Raw genomic sequence first — 20,419 nt, 5'->3', positions numbered from 1 at the left:
ATTCCTCCCACTCCATGCGGCCCGGGCCGGTTCCCTCAGCTACGAGCGAACACTCTTGCGCCTTTGGGCGACCCTGCACACCACCAGGTCGACGACGCTCGACGGACGGACGGGAACTCTCGGTGACGACGCGACCGTTGGAAGGGCACGGAACGGCGCGTAACCCGCGTCCGACCGTTCCCGTTGCTCCGGACATGGCCGCCACCGCATCCCCACCGCCCCGCATTCCGCACCAGCGGTGGTACGAGCGTGAGCTCGGGTGGGTCCCGCAGGAGGTGGGCGGTCCGGGCTCGCCGCGCAGGCTGCCGACCGGGGCGGCGTTCGACGCGCTCGACGTGCCGGCCGACGCGGGCCGGGCGGTCCTCGGCCGGCTCGCCCCCGCCGCCACCGGTCCGGCGCTGCTCGACGGCGACCGCGTACTGCTGCTGATCGCGGCCGGGTGCGCGGAGGAGGTGCCGGCGCTGCTCGACTGGCTGGAGTGGCGGGGCGTCGACCTGGGGCTGCGGGCGCTGGGACCGGGCGGGTCGGTCGCCGCGCCGGGCTCCGGGGGGTCCGCGGTGTGGCTACGGCCCCCCGAGCCGGGAGGGGTGGCACTGCCGGCATGGCCGGCCGGGCCGGGGATCGGCGGCGGGGAGCCCGCCGCCGGGTCCGGCTGCCGTGCGCGGCCGGATCTCGTACGCCTGCTGAGCGTCGCGGCGACCGAATGCCACCGCCTGCGGCTCCACGGCGCGCGGACCCGTACCGCGCGGACGGCGGATCAGCCGTTCGCCTTCTCGTAGGCCTCGCGGATGTCGGCCCTGACGCGGCCGCGGTCGTTCACCTCGTAGCCGTTCTCCTTGGCCCACGCGCGAATCTTCGCGGTGTCCGGGTTTCCGCCCGTCGCCGCCGCGGCCCGGCTCTTGCCGCGGCCCGTGGACGCGCGGCCACCGGTACGGCGGCCGTTCTCCGTGTAGGGCTCGAGAAGGCCGCGGAGCTTGTCCGCATTGGCGGTGGTGAGGTCGATCTCGTAGGTCTTGCCGTCCAGAGCGAACGTCACGGTCTCGTCCGCCTCGACACCGTCGAGGTCGTCGACAAGAAGGACCTGAACCTTCTGTGCCACCGGATTTCCTTTCATCGAGAACTTCGCGGCTCCGGTCCCGCGGCTCGCGCCGCAATCCCGCCGCCCCCGGTTATAAGCAGTACGCCGGAAAGCAAACCGCTTTTCCGGGAAAAACACAAACCCCTGGCGGAGACCGATGCCCCGACCCGTCCGGGAAACATGCGCGTTTCGGACATAGGGTTCCCCGCTTCACAGGTGCAGAAGCATCCGGCTGTTGCCGAGGGTGTTCGGCTTCACCCGTTCGAGACCGAGGAACTCCGCCACGCCCTCGTCATAGGAACGCAGCAGCTCGGTGTACACATCGCCGTCGACCGGCGTCTCACCGATCTCGACGAACCCGTGCCGGGCGAAGAACTCGACTTCGAAGGTGAGGCAGAATACCCGCCGCACTCCGAGCCAGCGGGCGGTCTGCAGCAGTTTGCCGAGGAGACTGTGGCCCACTCCCGCACCCCTGACCTGCGGATCCACCGCGAGTGTGCGCACTTCGGCAAGGTCCTCCCACATGACGTGGAGAGCACCGCATCCGATCACCTGCGCGTTGTCGTCGCGTTCCGCGACCCAGAACTCCTGGATGTCCTCGTAAAGAGTCACCGTCGGTTTGTCGAGCAGGATGGAGTGCCGGACGTAGGAGTCGAGAAGTCGGCGTACCTCCGGCACATCGCTGGTCCTCGCCCGCCGAACGGTTACGGCGGTGGCGGGGGGTGCGGCGGTTTCCCCGGACGGGGTTTTTTCCGCGGGGACCGTTGACGACTCGGCGGGCTGCTGTGCGGGCATGGACGGACGCTATCGCTACCCGGCCGAGTCGTCGGCCGCCGGGGGGCGGGGCGGGGAGTCGGGCACCTGGATGATGCGCACCGCGTCACCGAGTGCCGCGCGCTGTTCCGCGGACATCATGCCGAAGAAGGCGACGAGGGCGGCCGCGGGGTTGTCGCTCAGCGACCAGGCCTCGTTCATCAGCGCGGCGGAGTAGGCGGCGCGGGTGGAGACGGCCTCATATCGATAGGCGCGGCCCTCGGCCTCCCGCCGTACCCAGCCCTTCTGATGGAGATTGTCCAATACGGTCATGACCGTCGTGTAGGCGATGGACCGTTCCTGCTGAAGGTCTTCGAGGACTTCGCGAACGGTGACCGGGCGGTTCCACTCCCACACCCGCGTCATGACGGCGTCTTCTAGTTCTCCCAATGGGCGAGGCACAGGAGAACAATAGGCGTACAAGCCGCTATTTCCGGTGCATTTCACACGCGAAAAGGGCGTACCGCCGGGTGGATCCCGGTGGTACGCCCTGGTGCGCCGGGCCGTCGCGGCGGTCCGGGTCGGTCCGGCGTCAGGCGCCGTCGGCGCTCGATCCCGGCTGGCGGGCGCCCTCGGCGCGGGCGAGCGCCGCGTCGACGGCGGCGTCCTCCTTGGCCTTGTTGGCGCCGCCCTGGCTCTTCACGATCGTCCTGATGACGAAGATGAAGAACACCGCCATCACGAACGGGGGCAGCAAAGCGGAGACGTAGTCCATGGCCACCAGGCTAGCCCGCCTGCTTCTCCGCGGGTGCCGCGGGCCGCCGCTTGGGCGGGAAGGCCTCCGCGGGGGTCGGCACGGGGCGGGGTCCGGTGGGCCGGTCCGCCGGGGTGTTCGGGCGGGAGGGCGGCTGGGGGCGGTCGCCGGCTGCGCGCCCGCCGGGGAGGGCCCGCAGGCGGGCGGGGGCGTGGGCCCGGACGGGTTCGGCGGGGGCGGCCGGCGCGGCGGGACCGGTGGGCGCGGCGGGGGCGGGCCGCTCGGATGCGGGGGTGGAGCTGCGGCGGGGTTCGGCCCGGTGGTCGGCGTGCTTCTGGCCGGCGGTCCGGGACTCGCAGTGCGCGAGCAGCGCCGTGGCCACGGGGTGGCCGCGGAGGGTCCGCAGCGCGGCCAGGTCCTCGGGGCGCAGGCGGTGGCCGGACGCCAGGACCGACTGCAGGAGCTCCAGGTAGCCGCTCGCACTGCCGGGGAGGCACCGGCGGTAGCGGGCGAGGTCGGCGTGCAGGAAGGCGCGCAGCCGGCCGCTCTCGCGCACCGCCTCGTCGACGGACGAGGCGAGGCGGACGCACTGCTGGACGTCCTGCGCGGGCACGGGGCTGGGGTGGAGGGCGAGAGCGAGGGCGCGGCGGAGCACACGCAGTTCGTCCGCGCTGAACGCCATGCCCCCTTGGGAACCGTAGGGCGTGGGCATGCGGCGAGACTACGCGCTCATAGGACAAAAACTCTTTAAGGTCAATTTCGGGCGCGCCCTGAGGCGACGGGGCGGGGTGCGCTCGTTGCGGCGGCGCGGCGGGACGGACGCGCGGCGGCACCGAGTGCCCCACCCCGCCCGCCCCGGCCGGGTCAGCTGCGGGACACGTTGCGCTCGTAGACCAGCCGTAGTCCGATGAGCGTCAGCCAGGGCTCGTGCTCGTCGATGACGGCCGACTCGCCGAGCACCATGGGGGCGAGCCCTCCGGTCGCTATGACGGTGACGTCCTCGGGGTCGGAGCTGAGCTCGCGGGCCATCCGGGCGACCACGCCGTCGACCTGTCCGGCGAAGCCGTAGAGGATGCCGGACTGCATCGCCTCGACGGTGTTCTTGCCGATGACGCTCCGCGGGCGGGCCAGTTCGATCTTGCGGAGCTGGGCTCCGCGGACGCCGAGCGCCTCGACCGAGATCTCGATGCCCGGTGCGATCACCCCGCCGACGTACTCGCCGCGCGCGGAGATCGCGTCGAAGGTCGTCGCCGTGCCGAAGTCGACCACGATCGCCGGGCCGCCGTAGAGGTCGACGGCGGCGACCGCATTGATGATGCGGTCCGCGCCCACCTCCTTGGGGTGGTCCATCAGGATCGGGACGCCGGTCTTGACGCCGGGCTCGACGAGGACGGCGGGGACGTCCCCGTAGTAGCGGCGGGTCACCTCGCGCAGCTCGTGCAGGACCGAGGGGACCGTCGAGCAGATCGCGATGCCGTCGATGCCGTCGCCCAGCTCCTCGCCGAGCAGGGGGTGCATGCCCATCAGGCCCTGGAGGAGGACGGCCAGCTCGTCGGCGGTGCGGCGCGGGTCGGTGGAGATCCGCCAGTGCTCGACGATCTCCTCGTCGTCGAACAGGCCGAGGACCGTGTGCGTGTTGCCGACGTCGATGGTGAGCAGCATCGGGATCAGGCCTCCGCGCGGAGGTCGAGTCCGATGTCGAGGATCGGCGAGGAGTGGGTCAGGCCGCCGACGGCCAGGTAGTCGACGCCCGTCTCCGCGTAGGCGCGCGCGGTGTCGAGGGTGAGGCGGCCGGAGGACTCCAGGAAGGCGCGGCCGTTGACCAGGGCGACGGCCCGGGCGGTCTCCTCGGGGGTGAAGTTGTCGAGGAGGATCAGGTCGGCACCCGCCTCCAAGACCTCGGTGACCTGCTCCAGGGTGTCGACCTCGACCTCGATGGCCAGGTCCGGGAAGCTCTTGCGCACCGCCTCGAAGGCCTGGGCGACGCCCCCGGCGGCCACGACGTGGTTGTCCTTGACCAGCGCCGCGTCCGAGAGCGACATGCGGTGGTTGACGCCGCCGCCGCACCGCACGGCGTACTTCTCCAGCGCGCGCAGGCCCACCGTGGTCTTGCGGGTGTCGCGGACGGACGCCTTGGTGCCGTCGAGGGCGTCGGCCCAGGCGCGGGTGGCGGTGGCGATGCCGGACAGCCGGCAGAGCAGGTTGAGGGCGCTGCGCTCGCCGGTGAGCAGGTCGCGGGTGCGGGAGGTGACGGAGATCAGCTTCTGGCCGGCCTCGACCCGGTCGCCGTCCTCGACATGCCGCTCGACCTCGTACTCGTCGGTGCAGACGACGGACAGGATCGCCTCGGCGATCCGCAGCCCGGCCACCACTCCGGGCTCCCGCGCGGTGAAGTCGCCGGTGGCGACGGCGTCCTCGGGGACGGTCGCCACGGTGGTGACGTCGACGCCGCCGTCGAGGTCCTCGTCGATCGCGAGGTGCGCGATGTCCTCGACCATCAGCGGGTCGAGGCCGGAGTCGAGCAGCAGCTGGGCGAGTGCCGGGTCGAGACCGCACTCCTGGAGCGCGTCCTCACCGCCGTCTGCGCAACCGCAGCCGTCGCCGCAGCCGCCGGCGCTCTGCGGGACGAGGGGGAGGTCGGGCGTGCTGCTGGTCACTGGTTCTCCTGGGGGCGGGTCGGTGGGAAGTCGGCGGTCCGCGTGGCGCGCAGGGCGGGGGTACGGTCCGGGGTGAGGTCGACGACGAGGTGCCGGCGCCATGCGGCATCGTCCCGGTCGGCGTGGTCCTCGCGCCAGTGGCAACCGCGGGTCTCCTCGCGCTCCTGCGCCGCGGCGACGAGCACCCGGGCGACGCAGAGCAGGTTGGTGGTCTCCCAGGCGTCGACGCCGGGCACGGCGGGCTTGCGGCTGGAGGCGTCCGGCGCGTCGGCGGCGGCCCGGACGGCCTCCAGGGCCGCGGCGGTCTCCGCGAGGCTGTCGGCCGAGCGCAGCACCCCGGCGCCGAGGGTCATGGCGCGCTGGATCACGCTCCGGTCCTCGGGGGCGAGCAGCGGCAGCACGCGGTGGTCCGGGTGGGTGCCGGGGTCGACCGGCGGGCCCGCGGTGGGGCGGGCGCGGGCGATGTCGGCGGCGATGCGCTCGGCGAAGACCAGCCCCTCCAGGAGGCTGTTCGACGCGAGGCGGTTGGCGCCGTGGACTCCGGTGCAGGCGACCTCGCCGCACGCGTAGAGGCCGGGGACGGTGGTGCGGCCGTGGAGGTCCGCGCGGACGCCGCCCGAGGCGTAGTGGGCGGCGGGGGCGACCGGGATCGGCTCGGTGACCGGGTCGATGCCGTGGCTGCGGCAGGCGGCGAGGATGGTCGGGAACCGCTCCGCCCACATGCGGGCGCCGAAGTGCCGGGCGTCGAGGAACATGTGCTCGGTGCCCTGCTCGCGCATGCGGCGCATGATGCCCTTGGCGACGATGTCGCGCGGGGCCAGTTCTCCGAGCTCGTGCTGCCCGAGCATGAAGCGGACCCCGTCGGCGTCGACGAGGTGGGCGCCCTCGCCGCGCACCGCCTCGGAGACCAGCGGCTGCTGGCCCTCGGCGTCGGCGCCCAGGAAGAGCACGGTGGGGTGGAACTGCACGAACTCCAGGTCGGAGACCTCGGCGCCGGCGCGCAGGGCCAGCGCGACGCCGTCCCCGGTCGAGACGGACGGGTTGGTCGTCGCGGAGAAGACCTGGCCCATGCCGCCGGTGGCCAGCACCACGGCGGGGGCGTGGACGGCGCCGACTCCGTCGTGCGCGCCCTCGCCCATGACGTGCAGGGTGACGCCGGCGGTGCGGCCCTCGGCGTCCGTGAGCAGGTCGAGTACCAGGGCGTTCTCGACGGTCTCGATGCCGGCGGCGCGGACCGCGTCGACGAGGGCGCGGGAGATCTCCGCACCGGTCGCGTCGCCCCCGGCGTGGGCGATGCGGCGGCGGTGGTGGCCGCCCTCGCGGGTGAGCTGGATGGTGCCGTCGGCGGCGGTGTCGAAACGGGCGCCGGTGGCGATCAGCCGGCGGACCGCGTCGGGGCCCTCGGTGACCAGGAGGCGCACGGCCGTCTCGTCGCACAGGCCGGCCCCGGCGACCAGGGTGTCGCTCTCGTGCTGCTCGGGGGTGTCGCCCTCGCCGAGTGCGGCGGCGATGCCGCCCTGGGCCCAGCGGGTCGAGCCGTCGTCCAGGCGCGCCTTGGTGACGACGGTGGTGCGCAGTCCGGAGGCGGCGCAGCGCAGGGCGGCGGTGAGGCCGGCGACGCCCGACCCGATGACGACGACGTCGGCGGAGACGGCCCAGCCGGGGGCGGGGGCGTGCAGCCGTATTCCGGTGGTCATGGGGTGACTCCGAAGGTGAGCGGGATGTTGTCGATCAGCCGGGTGGAGCCGACCTTCGCGGCGACGGCGAGGACCGCGGGGCCCTCGTGGTCGTCGCCGATCTCGGTGAAGTCCGCGGGGTCGACGAGGGCCAGGTAGTCCAGGACGAGCGGCGGGGAGGCGAGCGCGGCCTGGTCGAGCACCGCGCGGGCCGCCGTGCGGACGGCGTCGGGGCCGCCGGCGCGGGACTGGGCGACGGCGTGGGTGTCCGCGGCGGCCCGTGCCTCGCCGAGGTCGGAGAGCGCCTGCGCGCGGGCGTGCGAGGCTGCGCCGGCGTCGGCCCGGGCGCGCAGCGCGCTCTGGGCGGCGAGGCGGTCGCGGCCGGCGAAGAGGGCCCGGGACAGGGCGAGGGCGGTGCGCCGGTCGGCGGGGCTCAGGTAGCGGTTGCGGGAGGACAGCGCGAGGCCGTCGTCCTCCCGGACGGTGGGGACGCCGACGATCGTCACCGGCATGTTGAGGTCGAGCACCATGCGTCGGATCAGGGCGAGCTGCTGCGCGTCCTTCTGGCCGAAGAGGGCGACGTCGGGGCGGGTGAGGTGGAGCAGCTTGTTGACGACGGTGAGCATGCCGTCGAAGTGGCCGGGGCGGGTGGCGCCTTCGAGCCGCTCGCCCATCGGTCCGGCGCTGATCCGCACCTGGGGGGTGCCGCCGGGGTAGACCTCATCGACTGCGGGGGCGAAGACCAGGTCCGCGCCGGCCGCCTTTGCGATCTCGAGGTCGGCGGGGAGGGTACGCGGGTAGCGGTCGAGGTCCTCTCCCGCGCCGAACTGGAGGGGGTTGACGAAGACGGTGACGGTGACGGAGCCGTCGGGGCCGACGTGCTCCCGGGCGGCGCGGACCAGCGTGGCGTGGCCGTCGTGGAGGGCCCCCATGGTCATGACGACGGCGGTGCGGGCGGTGCGCCGGACGTGCTCGGGGCTCTCGGCGTGCCCGGTCTTCTCGGCGTGCCCGGTGCGCCCGTCGAGGGCGTCGGTGAGATCGGCGAGGGTGGAGGCGAGGACGAGGGGGTGGTCCCGACGGTCGGCGCCGTGAGTTGCGGGGGACACGGCGGGGGTGCTGCGCGTGGTGCTCATCTGCGTCCTCCTTCGGCGAGCACGTCCAGGAGGTCCTCCGCGAGCTCCGGCTTGAGGAGCCCGTGGGCCAAGGCCCGGTCGGCGGTGGCGCGGGCCATCGCGAGGTAGCCGGCGACGGTCGCGGGGGCGTGGGCGCGCAGCTGCTCGATGTGCGCGGCGACGGTGCCGGCGTCGCCCCGGGCCACGGGCCCGGTGAGGGCGGCGTCGCCGGAGCGGAGGCTGTTGTCGAGCGCCGCGCCGAGGAGCGGGCCCAGCATCCGGTCGGGGGCCTCGACGCCGGCGGTGCTCAGCAGCTCCATCGACTGGGCGACCAGGGTGACCAGGTGGTTCGCTCCGAGGGCGAGCGCCGCGTGGTAGAGCGGCCGGGCCTCCTCCGCGATCCACTCGGGCTCGCCGCCCATCTCGATGACCAGGGCCTCCGCGGCCAGCCGCAGTTCCTCCGGGGCGGTGACCCCGAAGGAGCAGCCGGCCAGGCGCTGGACGTCGACGGGTGTGCCGGTGAAGGTCATCGCCGGGTGGAGGGCGAGGGGCAGGGCGCCGGCCCGGAGTGCGGGGTCGAGGACCTGGGCGCCGTAGCGGCCCGAGGTGTGGACGAGCAGCTGTCCGGGCCGGACGGCCCCCGTCTCGACCAGGCCCTCGACGAGACCGGGCAGGGCGTCGTCAGGGACCGTGAGCAGGACGAGGTCGGCGTGGGCCATGACCTGGGCGGGCGGCATCAGAGGGACGTCCGGGAGCAGCGCGGCGGCCCGGCGGCGGGAGGCGTCGGAGATGCCGGAGACCGCGACGGGTCGGTGGCCGGCCAAGGCCAGCGCGGCGGCGAGCGCCGGGCCGACGCGACCGGCGCCGACGACTCCGACGGTGAGTCGGGCGGGGCGATCGGCGGGGTCGGGGGACGGTGTCTGATGCGGTGGGTTCACGCTGCTGGCGCCTTCCGTTCCAGTCCTCGGCGGGTACCGGACGATTCGTTCGCCATGCTACGCGAGGGTGACGAAGCGCTCTTCGCGTTGTCCACAGGCACGAGCCGTTAGTCGTACAAAGCGATCCGATAGTCGTACTGCGGCGATGATCTGTGGATGACCGAAAGCGATCAGGCGGCGCGGCAGAGGAAGATCCGGGCATGGCGGAAAGCCGGCCGGGCCTTGTCCCGGCATTCCGCCGAGTCCACCGTCGGAGAGCGGCTGGCCCGGCTGACACCAAGGGCGGAAGGGGTCTATGACCTGAACGAAGCGGCCGACGTCTACGGCAACGGGATCGTGGCCACGTTGGAGGAACGGGTGGCCGGACTGCTCGGCAAGGAGGCCGCGGCCTTCTTCCCGACCGGCACCATGGCGCAGCAGGTCGCGCTGCGGTGCTGGGCCGGGCGGACCGGCAACCCGGTGGTGGCGCTGCACCCCCTCGCGCATCCTGAGGTGCACGAGGGGGGCGCGCTCGGGGCGGTGAGCGGGCTCAGGACCGTTCATGCCACGAGTGAGCCGCGGCTGCCGACCGCCGACGAGGTCGACGATCTGGCCGAGCCGTTCGGCACGCTGATGCTGGAGCTGCCGCTCCGGGACGCCGGCTTCGTCCTTCCCACGTGGGACGAGCTGACGGCCGTGGTGGCGGCGGCCCGCGAACGCGACGCGGTGGTGCACTTCGACGGAGCCCGGCTGTGGGAGTGCGCACCGCACCTCGGCCGCGACCTCGCGGTGATCGCGGACCTGGCGGACAGCGTCTACGTGTCCTTCTACAAGTCGCTCGGCGGTCTGAGCGGCGCGGCGCTCGCGGGGCCGCGCTGGCTGGTCGACGAGGCACGGGTGTGGCGGCACCGCTACGGCGGGCAGGTCTTCCAGCAGTTCCCGGCCGCGCTGTCGGCGCTGATCGGCCTGGAGGAAGAGCTTCCCCGGCTCCCCTCCTACGTCGCCCACGCGCAGGTCGTGGCGGCGGCGCTGCGGGAGGCGCTGGCGGACTCCGGCCTGCCCTGGTTCCGGGTGCACCCGGAACAGCCGCACACCCACCAGTTCCAGGTGTGGCTCCCCTACGACGAGGACGTGCTGGCCGAGGCCGCGGTGACGCAGGCCGAGGAGACGGGGACGGTGCTCTTCCACTGGTTCTCCGGGGCGCCCGCGTCGGGGCCACCCGGAGTCGCGTACACCGAGGTGTCGGTGACGGCTCCTGGTCTCGAGTGGACGCCGGAGGACGTCCGGGCGGCGGTGGCCGACTTCGTGGGGCGGCTGCCGGCGTAGGGGCCGGCGTCAGCGGTGGCAGCCCGCCTGCTGGAGGCGGACCCGGCGCCGCCGCTCGGGGCGCACGGCGAGCAGGGCGCCGGCCAGGGCGGCCCGGAGGCGGCCGCGGGCGGGGCGCCCGGCGACGACGGCCGCGAAGCGGCGGTCGTCGCGCAGGGCGCGGAGCGTCTGCCAGTCGTGGCGTCCGGGCATGGGCGGGGCGGGGTCGCCGTGCTGCGCGGCGCGGTACACATCGAGCATGTAGTAGGCGGTGGTGCTCATGACGAAGTACCTCCTGGCAGAGGGTCGGCGGTGCGTTGCGGTGACCTCAGCCTGCGCCGCCGGGGACCGGGGCGTCGCGCGGATTGACGTACGCCGTCAATCGGCGGTCGGGGCACGGGAACACGGGTGCACCATGGGCTCATGAGCGTGACCATCGACATCACGGGACTGACGCCCGACCGGATACGGGTGGCCTCCTCGCCTCTGGCCGAGCTGGGGATGGCGCTGCACGCGCTCGCGGAGCCGGGGCATCATCCGGGGCTGCAGGGGTGGGCGACGGCCACGTCGGCGGCGCTCGACCCCTGCCTCGCCGACCGGTTGCTCGAGGCGGACTTCCTGTGGCGGACGACGTTCTCGGACGTCTTCATGCCGTTCGCCGGCCTCCCGGGGCGCTCGGAGGTCCCGGCGGGGACGCTGGCCGGGGAGCTCGACCAGCTGGACAAGCTGTCGGACGACCAGTTCGTGGACGCGGCGCTGGAGTTCACCTGTGAGGCGTCGTACGGGGAGCGCAGGGCGCTGCAGGTGCTCGGCGATCCGGCGGCGCACCGCAGGGCGCTGGATCTCGCGGCCACCAGGGGGCCGCAGCAGGTGCGGTTCACCGAGCGGTTGCTGAGGGATCCGCCGAGCGTGCGGGCGTGGTTCCGGCGGCTGATGGAGGACTGCGACGAGGCCTTCTTCGCCGACACCTGGGCCGGGATGGTTCACACCCTGGCCGCCGACGCGCGGCACCGGGGCGAGCTGCTGCGGCGCAAGGGGCTCGCCGAGACGCTCGCGGCGACGTCGGGGGCGCTGTCCGTCGACGAGGAGGAGCGGCGGATCAGCGTCGACAAGCTGGCGGAGGGGCGCACCGCGACCGGGGACGCGGGGTTGACGCTGGTGCCGACGAGCATGGGGTGGCCGCACCTGATGGTGCTCCACCGGTACGGGTGGCAGCCGGTGCTGCACTACCCGACGGCCGCGCCGGGGCCGGCGAACCGTTCCTCGGTGGAGCAGCTGACCCGCCGGATGGAGGCGCTGGCGCACCCGGTCCGGATGCGGCTGTGCCGGCATCTCGCGCGGGGGCCGTACACGACCAGCGAGCTGTCGGACGCGCACGGCATGACCGCGCCCGAGATCTCCCGGCACCTCACCGTCCTGAAGAAGGCCGGGCTCGTGACCACCCGGCGCCGGGGGCGGTACGTGCTGCACCAGTTGGACCTGTCGGTGGTGGCCCGGTTGGGCGGCGACTTCATCGAGGGGGTGCTGCGCTGAGAGCCGTGGGGCGGCCGCAGGGCACGCGGCGGACGGTCCCTCAGTGCTGGCCGCCCGCGCGGACCAGCCCCGTCTCGTAGGCGAGGACGACGACCTGGACGCGGTCGCGCAGGTCGAGTTTGGTGAGGATGCGGCCGACGTGTGTCTTGACGGTCGCCTCGGAGAGCACGAGGCGGGCGGCGATCTCGCCGTTGGAGAGGCCCTGCGCGACCAGCAGCATCACCTCGCGTTCCCGGTCGGTGAGGCGGCCGATCTCCTTGTGCGCCGGATCCGGAGTGCCGCTGGGCAGCATCGGGGAGAAGCGGTCGAGGAGGCGGCGGGTGGTCGAGGGGGCCACGACCGCGTCACCGCTGTGCACGGAGCGGATCGCTCCGAGCAGTTCGCCCGGCGGGACGTCCTTCAGCATGAAGCCGGAGGCGCCCGCCTTGAGGCCGGAGAAAGCGTACTCGTCGAGGTCGAACGTCGTCAGGATCAGCACCTTCGGCGCATCGGGATGCGAGCAGATGCGGTGGGTGGTCTCCACCCCGTCCAGCTTCGGCATCCGGACGTCCATGAGGACCACGTCCACCTCCGTCGACCGCAGCACCTCCAGGGCCTCCACCCCGTCGCCGGCCTCGGCGACGACCTCCATGTCCGGCTGGGCGGCGAGGACCATGCGGAAGCCGGTGCGCAGCAGGGCCTGGTCATCGACGAGCATCACGCGGATCGACATGGGGCGGGTCCTCCGGTCGGTGGGGTGCGGGCGGGGCGGTTGCTCACGCGGCGGGTTTCAGGGGGAGCAGGGCGCTGATCCGGAACCCGCCGCCGGGGCGGGGGCCGGCGTCCAGTGTGCCGCCCACCATTCCGACCCGTTCCCGCATCCCGATCAGCCCGTGGCCGCGGCCGTCCGCGCCCCCGTCCTCGTAGAGCTCGTGGGCGGCGCCGCGGCCGTCGTCCTCGATGAGCAGGCCGAGCCCGTCGTCGAAGTAGACCAGCCGCACGCTGGCGCCGGCCTCGGGGCCGCCGTGCTTGCGGGTGTTGGTCAGCGCCTCCTGCACGATGCGGTAGGCGGTGAGCTCGACGCCGCTCGGCAGGGCGCGGGCGGTGCCCTCGACCTTGAAGTCGACGGGCAGCCCGGATTCGCGCACCTGGACGACCAGGTCCTCGATCTGCTCGACGTCCGGCTGGGGCACGTACTCGCCGCTCTCCTGGTGCTCCCCGGTGCGCAGCACGCCGAGCAGCCGGCGCATCTCCGCGAGGGCCTGGCGGCCGGTGCCGGAGATCGTCTCCAGCGCCTTGCGGGCCTGGTCGGGTGCCGCGTCGAGGACGTAGGCGGCCCCGTCGGCTTGGACGACCATCACCGAGACGTTGTGCGCGACGACGTCGTGCAGCTCGCGGGCGATCCGGGCACGCTCCGCTTGGACGGCCAGCTTCGACTGGGCCTCGCGCTCCTTCTCCAGCCGGTCGGCGCGCTCCTCGAGCTGGGCGAAGTAGGCGCGGCGGGTCCGCATCGAGTCGCCGAGCACCCAGGCGAGGGCGAACGGCACGGCCAGGACCGCGGTGATCGCCAGCTGGGCCAGGAAGCTCGCGTGCTGCTCGGGCCAGCGCAGCTGGGCGATCGGTGAGGCGACAAGCCCGGCAACCAGGGCGGTACGGGAGACCCAGACGGCACCGTCGCGCGCGGCGACCGTGTAGAGGATCACCAGCATCGCGAAGTCGGCCGGCATGACGTCGGTGTCCAGGGCGACCTGGGCGAGGCCCGCGGCGATCGCGACGAACAGCATCTGCGTCGGCAGCTTGCGACGCAGTGCGACCACCACGCTCATCGCGAGGATGATCGGGATCGCCGTGAGGGGCGGCCTGTTGCCCTCGACGTCGACCGAACTCATGAACAGCGCCCCGAGCGCGAGCAGCACGAGCGCCCAGAAGACGTCGACACCCGTGGGGTGCCTGCGGAGGAAGTCGTAGAGGCGCTGCACGTCACCCAGGGTAGGGACGCGCGCGGGCCGGCGGGGTCAACCGGAGGGGCGATCCGCATCGGCCGGGCGTACTCCCCAAGGTGGAGACTGTGCCCATGAGCGGTGAGTGGTGCGGCTGGCGGGCCGCGACGGAACGCGCGCTGTACGGGCCGGACGGCTTCTACGTGCGGCCCGGCGCGGGGCCCGCCGCGCACTTCCGGACGTCCGTCCACGCCTCGCCCCTGTTCGCCGCCGCCGTCGGCCGGCTCCTCGCGCGGGTCGACGCCGAGCTGGGGGAACCCGCGGAGCTGGCCTTCGTGGACATCGGCGCGGGGCGCGGCGAGCTCACGTCGGCGGTCCTCGCCGGTCTTCCCCCGGAGCTCGCCGCGCGGGTCACGCCGTACGCGGTGGAGCGCGCCGGACGGCCCGACGGTCTCGACCCGCGGATCGTCTGGACGGCGACCGCTCCGCGCGGGGTGCGCGGGCTGCTGTTCGCCAACGAGTGGCTGGACAACGTCCCCTGCGACCTCGTGGAGACCGACGAGGACGGGGTGCCCCGGCGGGTGCTGGTGCGGCGGGACGGGACCGAGCGGCTCGGCGACCCCGTCGCGGGGGCCGACGCCGAGTGGCTGGAGCGGTGGTGGCCGCTGCCCGCCGACGAGCCCGGCCGGCGCGCCGAGATCGGCCTCCCCCGCGACCGGGCCTGGGCCGCGGCCGTCGCCGGACTGGACGCGGGGCTCGCCGTCGCCGTCGACTACGCCCACCGGCGGGAGGCGCGCCCGCCGTACGGCACGCTGACCGGGTTCCGGGACGGCCGCCAGACGGCCCCGGTCCCGGACAGCTCGTGCGACATCACCGCACACGTCGCCCTGGACTCCTGCGCGGCGCCCGGCGCCCAGCTGGTCACCCAGCGGGAGGCGCTCCAGGAGCTCGGCGTCGACGCCGGCCGGCCTCCGCTCGCCCTCGCGTCGAGCGACCCTGCGGCTTATGTGCGGGCCCTGGCCGGCGCGGGAGAGGCGGCCGAGCTCACGGCGACCGGTGGCCTCGGGGACTTCGGCTGGCTGATGCAGCCCGCCGACGCCGACCGCGGCTGACATGTTTCACGTGAAACATCCCATCGGCGATGTTTCACGTGAAACATGCGCGATGGCGGGCGAGTTGGGCACCCACCCCTTACTTGTCGATGTCGCCGACCACGAAGAACAGCGAACCCAGGATCGACACCATGTCCGCCACCAGCGTGCCCGGCAGCAGCACGCCGAGCGCCTGGATGTTGTTGTACGACGCCGACCTCAGTTTCAGCCGGTAGGGAGTCTTCTCGCCCTTGCTCACCAGGTAGTAGCCGTTGATGCCGAGCGGGTTCTCGGTCCAGGCGTAGGTCTCGCCCTCGGGGGCCTTCAGCACCTTCGGCAGCCGCTGGTTGATCGGCCCGGGGGGCAGGTCGGCGATGCGGTCGAGGCAGGCGTCGGCGAGGGCGAGCGCGTTGTGGGTCTGCTCCAGCAGCACCTCGAAGCGGGCCAGGCAGTCGCCGTCGGTCCGCGTGACGACCTTCAGGACGTCGCCGAGCTCGCCGTAGGCGAGGTAGGGCTCGTCGCGGCGGAGGTCGAAGTCGACGCCCGAGGCGCGGGCGATCGGCCCGCTCACCCCGTAGGCGTGCACCGCCTCCCGGGAGAGCACGCCGATGCCGCGGGTGCGGCCGCGGAAGATCTCGTTGCCGAGGACCAGATCGTCGTAGACGCCCATCCGCGAGCGCACGGAGGCGATCGTCTCGCGCACCCGGCCGAGCCAGCCGTGCGGCAGGTCCTCCTTGAGGCCGCCGACCCGGTTGAACATGTAGTGCATGCGCCCGCCGGAGACCTCCTCCATGACGTTCTGGAGCTCCTCGCGCTCCCGGAAGGCGTGGAAGACGGGGGTGATGCCGCCGAGTTCCAGCGGGTACGAGCCGAGGAACATCAGGTGGTTGAGGACCCGGTTGAGCTCGGCGAGCAGGGTGCGCGTCCAGACCGCGCGCTCGGGGACCTCCATGCCGAGCATCCGCTCGACGGCCATGACGACGCCCAGCTCGTTGGAGAAGGCGCTCAGCCAGTCGTGCCGGTTGGCGAGCATGACGATCTGCCGGTAGTCCCGGGCCTCGAAGAGCTTCTCCGCGCCGCGGTGCATGTAGCCGATCACCGGTTCGGCGCTCACGATCCGCTCGCCGTCCAGGACGATCCGCAACCGCAGCACGCCGTGGGTGGAGGGGTGCTGCGGGCCGATGTTCAGCACCATGTCCGTGCTCTCGGCCGCGCCTCCGATGCCGACCGTCGTCTCCGTCATGCGGACAGTCTGTCGTAAGGGGACCCCTTCCGTAGGCTGGGGTCATGGAAACGGGGAGCGGCACGGGGTCGGGCGACGCGTCGGCGGAGCACAGCGCCGTCCGGGACGACGGCGCCGCCGTCCGCGGGGCGGAGGGAGCGGTGCGTACGGACGCGACGCCGCGGTGGACCGCGCTCCCCGGCGGACTCCTGACGCTGCGGCGGGTCGTGCTGGTCCTGTGGCTGGCGCCGCTCGCCGTGGTCGCCGGCCTCCTGCTCGGGCTGTTCGCCGGCCCCGCCTGGGCCGCGTTCGCGCTTCTCCCGCTGGCCGGCATCGCCTGGGGCTGGCCGCTGATCGCCCGCAACTGGCGGTCCTGGGGCTATGCGGAGCGCGAGGACGACCTGCTGATCCGGCGCGGGGTGCTCTGGTTCGAGCAGACGGTCGTGCCCTACGGGCGGATGCAGCTCGTCGAGGTCTCCTCGGGCCCCCTGGAGCGGCACTTCGGACTGGCGAGCCTCCAGCTGCACACCGCCGCGGCCGCCACCGACGCCCGGATCCCCGGTCTGCTCCCCGAGGAGGCCGAGCGGCTGCGGGACCGGCTCACCGAGCTCGGTCAGACGCGGGCGGCGGGACTGTGAGCGAGGCGACGGGATCCGACGAGGCCGTCGGCCCAGCCGGACCGCGGACCGAAGCCGGGCACCCCGCCGGATCGCGCGACACCGGGCACCCCGCCGAGCCGCGCACCGGGGCCGTACGCTCCGACGAGCCGCCCACCGGACTGCCGGCGCCCGAGGGGGAAGGCCCCGACGAGCCGCCCGCCCGGCCGCTCGTCGAGCAGCGCCTGCACTTCGTCACCCCCCTGCGCCGCACCTGGGCCCCGATCGCCGTCCTGACCGGCTGGCTGGTCCACGACGTGGACCAGGCCCAGCGCTGGGCGGGCAGGCTCACGCTGAGCACCGGCGCGCTGCTGATCGCCGGACTGCTCGTCGCGTCCGCCCTGTACGGCTTCCTGAGCTGGTGGTTCACCCACTTCGCGATCACCGACACCGAACTGCGGATCCGCACCGGGCTGGTCTTCCGCCGCACGGTGCACATCCGCCTGGACCGCATCCAGGCCGTGGACGTCAACCAGCCGCTGCTCGCCCGTGTGATCGGCGTCTCGAAGCTGAAGCTGGACGTGATCGGGTCGCAGAAGAAGGACGAGCTCGCCTATCTCGGCGAGCGCGAGGCGCGGGACCTGCGGGCCGAGTTGCTCGCCCGGGCGGCCGGGCTCGCCCCGGAGACCGCCGACACCGTCGGCGAGGCTCCCTCGCAGGAGCTGGTGCGGGTCGCGCCCGGGACGCTGGTGGTCGCCTCGCTGCTCAGCGCGGCCGTCTGGGTGGCCGTGGGCGCGTTCCTGGTCGTCCCGGCCGGGTTGTACCTGGCCACGGGGGACGTCTGGCTGCCGATCTCGGTGGGCATCCCGCTGCTCGGCTGGGCCTGGGCAGCGGGCGCCGGGCGCGTGATCAAGGAGTACGACTGGACCGTCGCGGAGTCGCCCGACGGCCTGCGCGTCGACCACGGCCTGCTGGACCGCTCGCACGAGACCGTGCCGCCGGGCCGGGTGCAGACCGTGCGGATCGTGGAGCCGCTGCTCTGGCGCCGGCGCGACTGGGTACGGGTCGAGCTCGACGTCGCCGGCTCCTCCGACAACCTCCTGCTGCCCGTCGCGCCGCGCGAGCTGGCGTACGCCGTGATCGCGCGGATCCTGCCCGGGGTGGAGGTGCCGGCGCTGCTCGACCCGCCGCCGCGCCGGGCCCGGTGGTGCACGCCGCTGTGGTGGCGGGGCTACGGGCTCGCCGTCACCGACGCCGTGTTCGCCTCCCGGCACGGCCTGCTGCACCGCACGCTGTCGCTGGTGCCGCACGCGAAGGTGCAGAGCGTGCGGACCGAGCAGGGCCCCTGGCAGCGTCGGCACGGCGTGGCGCACGTGTACGTCGAGACGGGCGCGAACGGCTCGGTCCGCGCCCACCAGCGGGACGCCGCCGAGGCGACGGCGCTGCTCTTCGCCCAGGCCGACCGCTCGCGGACGGGACGCCGGGAGGCGCGACCCGATCGCTGGATGACCTGAGCGCGCCGGCGGGCTAGGAGATCGCGCTGCGCAGGCCCGTCACGTCGAGCTGCTCGGTCTCGTCGTGCTCGGTGAGGTCGATGACCTCCGACCCCTCGGGCGCGCCGGCCCCCTCGGGCGCCTCGGCCGCTCCGGCCTGCCCGGCGTCGGCCGGAGCGGACCCGGCCGGCGTGGGCGCCGTACGGGCCTGGTGCGCGGCGAGGGCCTCGGCCCCGGTGACGTCCGCCAGGTCCTCGTGCTCCACGGCATCGAGGGCCGCGCGGCGGTCGCCCTGCTTCTGGGCGCCGAAGAAGTCGAAGCCGCCCTCCAGGCGGGAGGCCGGGCGCTGGGCGGGCTGCTGCGGGACGACCGCCACGGCGGCCGGGACGACGTAGTGGCCGCGCGGAACGGCCGAGGAGGCGGCGGCCGCGGGCGCGTGGCCGCCGGCCGCCGCGGGCTTCCCCCGCGTCTCGCCCTCCGGGGCGTCCGCGGGAGCCGCGTCCTTGCCGGCGTCCGGGGACGCCTTTCCGCTCGCGGCAGCCTGCCGCGCCGCCGCGCGGCCGAGGTTCCGCAGGGCCTCCGCCGCCCGCAGGTACGCGGCCGGGGTGGGGCCGCGGTGGACGAGGGCGACCTCGGTGGAGGGGGTGCGGGCCGGCAGCGCCTTCTGCTCGGCGGGCGCGGTGGACTCGATGGCGAGCAGCCGCCGCTTCTCCAGCGCGGTCGCCCGCTCGGTCTCCGCCGTCGCGTACCGGCGGAGCAGCGCGGCGTGCTCGTTGCGGAGGCCCGCGAGCTCGGCGCGCTTCGCCCGGAGCTTGAGCTCCAGCCTGCCGCGCAGGGCCCGGGCCTCCTCGAGGTCGGACTCCAGCTCGGCGAGCCGCTCCTCGTACCGCCACTCGTCGCTCTGCCGGGCCCGGACGAGGTCGGCGACCCGCTTGCCCGCGACCCGGTCCCACTGCCGCGTGACGACCGCGCAGGCGACCGCCGTGACAGCCGTGAGGGCGACGAGGACGCGCAGGACCAGCGGGTCCGCGAACAGCCACGCGGCGGCCGCGCACGCGATCGCCGCCCCGGCGAGTGCCGAGGGCGGGAGGAGCCGGTGCAGCGGCGGAGAATGGCGGTGGCGTCCACGTGGCATGGCCTGAAACTTACCGTGCGTAGGGGTGGCCGCGGGGGCCGCCCCGGTAATTATTTCCTCACGGATCGCCATCGTCCTCGCCGCTCTCCCGGGTCACTCATGACCGCTGTGCCGTCGGCCTGCACCTACCCCGCCGCCCCCGGCGGATGCGCCCGCTACTTCAGCAGGCCCTTGGACTTCAGGTACTCCCCGGCGACGTCCTCCGGCTTGGCGCGCTCGGCGTCGACCTTGCGGTTCAGCTCGGTGAGGTCGTCGGTGGTGAGGACCTCGGTGAGCTTGGCCAGGGCGTCGGCGATCTCCTGGTCGCCGGCGTCCTTCGCGTTCACCACGGGCAGCAGGTTGTCGGCGTTCTGGAGCTTCTTGTCGTCCTCCAGGAGCACGAGGTCGAAGGAGTCCAGGGTGGCGTCCGTGGTCGTGGTCAGCACCAGCTGGTTGGCGCCGTCCTTGACGGACTGCTTCGCCTGCGGGGTGCCGACGCCCTTGGGATCGATGCCGGTGACGTCGATGCCGTACTTCGACTTCAGGCCCGGCGCGCAGAACGGCCGCACCTCGCACTCGTCGCCCGCGGCGATCTTCACCCTGAGGTCGGACGCGCCCAGGTCGGAGAGCGTCTTCAGCTTGTTCTTCTCCGCGTAGCCCTTCGACACCGCGAACGCGTTCTGGTCGACGGCCTCGCCGGCGGGCAGCACCTTGAGACCGAGCGGCTCCGCCAGCTTCGTCAGCGCGGCGACGGTCGCGTCCACGTCGCTGGAGGCGACCGGCTCGGCCTTGGCGTCCTTCTTCAGGTTGAGGAACTCGGCGAGGGTCGCCGCGTACTCGGGGACGACGTCGATCTCGCCCTTCTCCAGGGCCGGCTCGTACAGCTCGCGGTTCTCGACGCTCTTGACGGAGGCGTCGTACCCCGCGTCGTCGAGCAGCTGCTCGTAGAGCGAGGCCATCACCTTGGCCTCGGTGAAGCCGGCCGAGCCGACCACGAGGGCGCCCTTCTTCTCGGCGCCCGAGGCGTCGGAGCCGGTGGACGCCTTGTCCGAGCCCTTGTCGCCCTCCAGGCTCTCGCCTCCGCAGGCCGCGAGCCCACCGGTCAGCGCCGCCACCACCAGTGCCACACCCGCGATACGCGAGGACCTGCTCATGTCGTTCTCCGTCCAGATTTCACTGTGCGTCGGTTCGGTCGGCCA

22 protein-coding genes are annotated in these 20,419 nt (G+C 73.7%); 6 read left to right on the top strand and 16 right to left on the bottom strand.

Annotation, left to right across the window (positions count from 1 at the left end; translation table 11 throughout):
* Window positions 1-194: 194 nt before the first annotated feature.
* Window positions 195-779 (top strand): SCO3374 family protein, encoded by a 585-nt coding sequence (locus tag ACFWEG_RS04555; RefSeq protein WP_387209101.1) that lies wholly within the window; start codon window positions 195-197, stop codon window positions 777-779.
* On the opposite strand, the gene ACFWEG_RS04550 is transcribed toward ACFWEG_RS04555, so the two are convergent.
* The 10 genes from ACFWEG_RS04550 to ACFWEG_RS04505 all read right to left on the bottom strand — a co-directional run bounded on the left by ACFWEG_RS04550 (window position 758) and on the right by ACFWEG_RS04505 (window position 8,968).
* Window positions 758-1,099: an Lsr2 family protein gene (locus ACFWEG_RS04550; RefSeq protein ID WP_387209099.1), complete on the bottom strand. Its 342-nt coding sequence runs from the start codon at window positions 1,097-1,099 to the stop codon at window positions 758-760. The genes ACFWEG_RS04555 and ACFWEG_RS04550 overlap by 22 nt on opposite strands.
* Window positions 1,100-1,288: 189 nt before the next feature.
* Complete coding sequence (locus tag ACFWEG_RS04545; protein ID WP_387209097.1) at window positions 1,289-1,873, bottom strand: amino-acid N-acetyltransferase; 585 nt, start codon at window positions 1,871-1,873, stop codon at window positions 1,289-1,291.
* 15 nt (window positions 1,874-1,888) lie between these two features.
* The gene (locus tag ACFWEG_RS04540; protein WP_387209095.1) at window positions 1,889-2,293 is read right to left on the bottom strand and encodes a BlaI/MecI/CopY family transcriptional regulator; all 405 of its coding nucleotides are present in this window, start codon (window positions 2,291-2,293) and stop codon (window positions 1,889-1,891) included.
* A 130-nt stretch (window positions 2,294-2,423) separates the two neighbouring features.
* The gene (locus ACFWEG_RS04535; RefSeq protein WP_387209093.1) at window positions 2,424-2,606 is read right to left on the bottom strand and encodes a hypothetical protein; all 183 of its coding nucleotides are present in this window, start codon (window positions 2,604-2,606) and stop codon (window positions 2,424-2,426) included.
* Between the two features lie 10 nt (window positions 2,607-2,616).
* Window positions 2,617-3,297, bottom strand: coding sequence for a hypothetical protein (locus ACFWEG_RS04530; protein WP_387209091.1), 681 nt, complete (start codon window positions 3,295-3,297; stop codon window positions 2,617-2,619).
* Between the two features lie 152 nt (window positions 3,298-3,449).
* Window positions 3,450-4,247, bottom strand: coding sequence for a type III pantothenate kinase (locus ACFWEG_RS04525; protein ID WP_387209089.1), 798 nt, complete (start codon window positions 4,245-4,247; stop codon window positions 3,450-3,452).
* Window positions 4,248-4,252: 5 nt separating this feature from the next.
* Entirely contained in the window at window positions 4,253-5,242 is a 990-nt protein-coding gene (nadC, locus tag ACFWEG_RS04520; RefSeq protein WP_387209087.1) for a carboxylating nicotinate-nucleotide diphosphorylase, read from the bottom strand.
* Window positions 5,239-6,939, bottom strand: a complete 1,701-nt coding sequence (locus ACFWEG_RS04515) for an L-aspartate oxidase (RefSeq protein ID WP_387209085.1) — start codon at window positions 6,937-6,939, stop codon at window positions 5,239-5,241. Before ACFWEG_RS04515 ends, nadC begins: the two co-directional genes overlap by 4 nt.
* Complete coding sequence (panC, locus tag ACFWEG_RS04510; RefSeq protein WP_387209083.1) at window positions 6,936-8,051, bottom strand: pantoate--beta-alanine ligase; 1,116 nt, start codon at window positions 8,049-8,051, stop codon at window positions 6,936-6,938. The genes ACFWEG_RS04515 and panC overlap by 4 nt, the downstream gene beginning before the upstream one ends.
* Window positions 8,048-8,968 carry a Rossmann-like and DUF2520 domain-containing protein gene (locus ACFWEG_RS04505; protein ID WP_387209081.1) on the bottom strand — a complete coding sequence of 307 codons (921 nt, stop codon included), beginning with the start codon at window positions 8,966-8,968 and terminating at the stop codon, window positions 8,048-8,050. Before ACFWEG_RS04505 ends, panC begins: the two co-directional genes overlap by 4 nt.
* Window positions 8,969-9,124: 156 nt before the next feature.
* Here ACFWEG_RS04505 and ACFWEG_RS04500 point away from each other — a divergent pair, with 156 nt between their 5' ends.
* Window positions 9,125-10,273, top strand: a complete 1,149-nt coding sequence (locus tag ACFWEG_RS04500; protein ID WP_387209079.1) for a threonine aldolase family protein — start codon at window positions 9,125-9,127, stop codon at window positions 10,271-10,273.
* Window positions 10,274-10,282: 9 nt separating this feature from the next.
* On the opposite strand, the gene ACFWEG_RS04495 is transcribed toward ACFWEG_RS04500, so the two are convergent.
* Entirely contained in the window at window positions 10,283-10,534 is a 252-nt protein-coding gene (locus tag ACFWEG_RS04495; protein WP_387209077.1) for a hypothetical protein, read from the bottom strand.
* Window positions 10,535-10,675: 141 nt separating this feature from the next.
* On the opposite strand from ACFWEG_RS04495, the gene ACFWEG_RS04490 reads away from it, so the two are divergent.
* Window positions 10,676-11,785 (top strand): DUF5937 family protein, encoded by a 1,110-nt coding sequence (locus ACFWEG_RS04490; RefSeq protein WP_387209075.1) that lies wholly within the window; start codon window positions 10,676-10,678, stop codon window positions 11,783-11,785.
* A gap of 40 nt (window positions 11,786-11,825) precedes the next feature.
* On the opposite strand, the gene ACFWEG_RS04485 is transcribed toward ACFWEG_RS04490, so the two are convergent.
* Together ACFWEG_RS04485 and ACFWEG_RS04480 are read right to left on the bottom strand one after the other, a co-directional pair.
* A complete protein-coding gene (locus ACFWEG_RS04485) occupies window positions 11,826-12,497 on the bottom strand; it encodes a response regulator (protein ID WP_387209073.1) in 672 nt (223 codons plus the stop codon).
* A 43-nt stretch (window positions 12,498-12,540) separates the two neighbouring features.
* Complete coding sequence (locus ACFWEG_RS04480; protein ID WP_387209071.1) at window positions 12,541-13,743, bottom strand: sensor histidine kinase; 1,203 nt, start codon at window positions 13,741-13,743, stop codon at window positions 12,541-12,543.
* A 95-nt stretch (window positions 13,744-13,838) separates the two neighbouring features.
* Here ACFWEG_RS04480 and ACFWEG_RS04475 point away from each other — a divergent pair, with 95 nt between their 5' ends.
* Window positions 13,839-14,816 carry an SAM-dependent methyltransferase gene (locus tag ACFWEG_RS04475; RefSeq protein ID WP_387209069.1) on the top strand — a complete coding sequence of 326 codons (978 nt, stop codon included), beginning with the start codon at window positions 13,839-13,841 and terminating at the stop codon, window positions 14,814-14,816.
* Between the two features lie 79 nt (window positions 14,817-14,895).
* Here ACFWEG_RS04475 and ACFWEG_RS04470 read toward each other — a convergent pair whose 3' ends face one another.
* On the bottom strand, window positions 14,896-16,038 hold the full coding sequence (locus ACFWEG_RS04470) for an NADH-quinone oxidoreductase subunit D (protein ID WP_387209067.1): 1,143 nt from the start codon (window positions 16,036-16,038) through the stop codon (window positions 14,896-14,898).
* Between the two features lie 44 nt (window positions 16,039-16,082).
* On the opposite strand from ACFWEG_RS04470, the gene ACFWEG_RS04465 reads away from it, so the two are divergent.
* Both ACFWEG_RS04465 and ACFWEG_RS04460 read left to right on the top strand, forming a co-directional pair.
* Window positions 16,083-16,655 (top strand): PH domain-containing protein, encoded by a 573-nt coding sequence (locus tag ACFWEG_RS04465; RefSeq protein ID WP_387209065.1) that lies wholly within the window; start codon window positions 16,083-16,085, stop codon window positions 16,653-16,655.
* Window positions 16,656-16,795: 140 nt separating this feature from the next.
* Window positions 16,796-18,127, top strand: coding sequence for a PH domain-containing protein (locus tag ACFWEG_RS04460; protein WP_387209146.1), 1,332 nt, complete (start codon window positions 16,796-16,798; stop codon window positions 18,125-18,127).
* 13 nt (window positions 18,128-18,140) lie between these two features.
* Here ACFWEG_RS04460 and ACFWEG_RS04455 read toward each other — a convergent pair whose 3' ends face one another.
* Window positions 18,141-19,241 (bottom strand): hypothetical protein, encoded by a 1,101-nt coding sequence (locus ACFWEG_RS04455; RefSeq protein WP_387209063.1) that lies wholly within the window; start codon window positions 19,239-19,241, stop codon window positions 18,141-18,143.
* A 155-nt stretch (window positions 19,242-19,396) separates the two neighbouring features.
* Window positions 19,397-20,374 carry an ABC transporter substrate-binding protein gene (locus ACFWEG_RS04450; RefSeq protein WP_387209061.1) on the bottom strand — a complete coding sequence of 326 codons (978 nt, stop codon included), beginning with the start codon at window positions 20,372-20,374 and terminating at the stop codon, window positions 19,397-19,399.
* Window positions 20,375-20,419: the final 45 nt, after the last annotated feature.

Source organism: Streptomyces sp. NPDC060194 (assembly GCF_042728285.1).
In the GTDB taxonomy this organism is placed as follows: domain Bacteria; phylum Actinomycetota; class Actinomycetes; order Streptomycetales; family Streptomycetaceae; genus Streptomyces.
The sequence above is the reverse complement of the archived record's forward strand: the minus strand, read 5'-3'. Positions and strand labels throughout refer to the sequence as shown.

Coding starts and splice junctions, on each gene's coding strand:
- ACFWEG_RS04500 (WP_387209079.1), top strand. CDS start 9,125: ATGACCGAAAGCGATCAGGCGGCGCGGCAGAGGAAGATCCGGGCATGG.
- ACFWEG_RS04470 (WP_387209067.1), bottom strand. CDS start 16,038: ATGACGGAGACGACGGTCGGCATCGGAGGCGCGGCCGAGAGCACGGAC.
- ACFWEG_RS04545 (WP_387209097.1), bottom strand. CDS start 1,873: ATGCCCGCACAGCAGCCCGCCGAGTCGTCAACGGTCCCCGCGGAAAAA.
- ACFWEG_RS04485 (WP_387209073.1), bottom strand. CDS start 12,497: ATGTCGATCCGCGTGATGCTCGTCGATGACCAGGCCCTGCTGCGCACC.
- panC (WP_387209083.1), bottom strand. CDS start 8,051: ATGAGCACCACGCGCAGCACCCCCGCCGTGTCCCCCGCAACTCACGGC.
- ACFWEG_RS04515 (WP_387209085.1), bottom strand. CDS start 6,939: ATGACCACCGGAATACGGCTGCACGCCCCCGCCCCCGGCTGGGCCGTC.
- ACFWEG_RS04525 (WP_387209089.1), bottom strand. CDS start 4,247: ATGCTGCTCACCATCGACGTCGGCAACACGCACACGGTCCTCGGCCTG.
- ACFWEG_RS04535 (WP_387209093.1), bottom strand. CDS start 2,606: ATGGACTACGTCTCCGCTTTGCTGCCCCCGTTCGTGATGGCGGTGTTC.
- ACFWEG_RS04495 (WP_387209077.1), bottom strand. CDS start 10,534: ATGAGCACCACCGCCTACTACATGCTCGATGTGTACCGCGCCGCGCAG.
- ACFWEG_RS04555 (WP_387209101.1), top strand. CDS start 195: ATGGCCGCCACCGCATCCCCACCGCCCCGCATTCCGCACCAGCGGTGG.
- ACFWEG_RS04475 (WP_387209069.1), top strand. CDS start 13,839: ATGAGCGGTGAGTGGTGCGGCTGGCGGGCCGCGACGGAACGCGCGCTG.
- ACFWEG_RS04490 (WP_387209075.1), top strand. CDS start 10,676: ATGAGCGTGACCATCGACATCACGGGACTGACGCCCGACCGGATACGG.
- ACFWEG_RS04450 (WP_387209061.1), bottom strand. CDS start 20,374: ATGAGCAGGTCCTCGCGTATCGCGGGTGTGGCACTGGTGGTGGCGGCG.
- ACFWEG_RS04530 (WP_387209091.1), bottom strand. CDS start 3,297: ATGCCCACGCCCTACGGTTCCCAAGGGGGCATGGCGTTCAGCGCGGAC.
- ACFWEG_RS04465 (WP_387209065.1), top strand. CDS start 16,083: ATGGAAACGGGGAGCGGCACGGGGTCGGGCGACGCGTCGGCGGAGCAC.
- ACFWEG_RS04455 (WP_387209063.1), bottom strand. CDS start 19,241: ATGCCACGTGGACGCCACCGCCATTCTCCGCCGCTGCACCGGCTCCTC.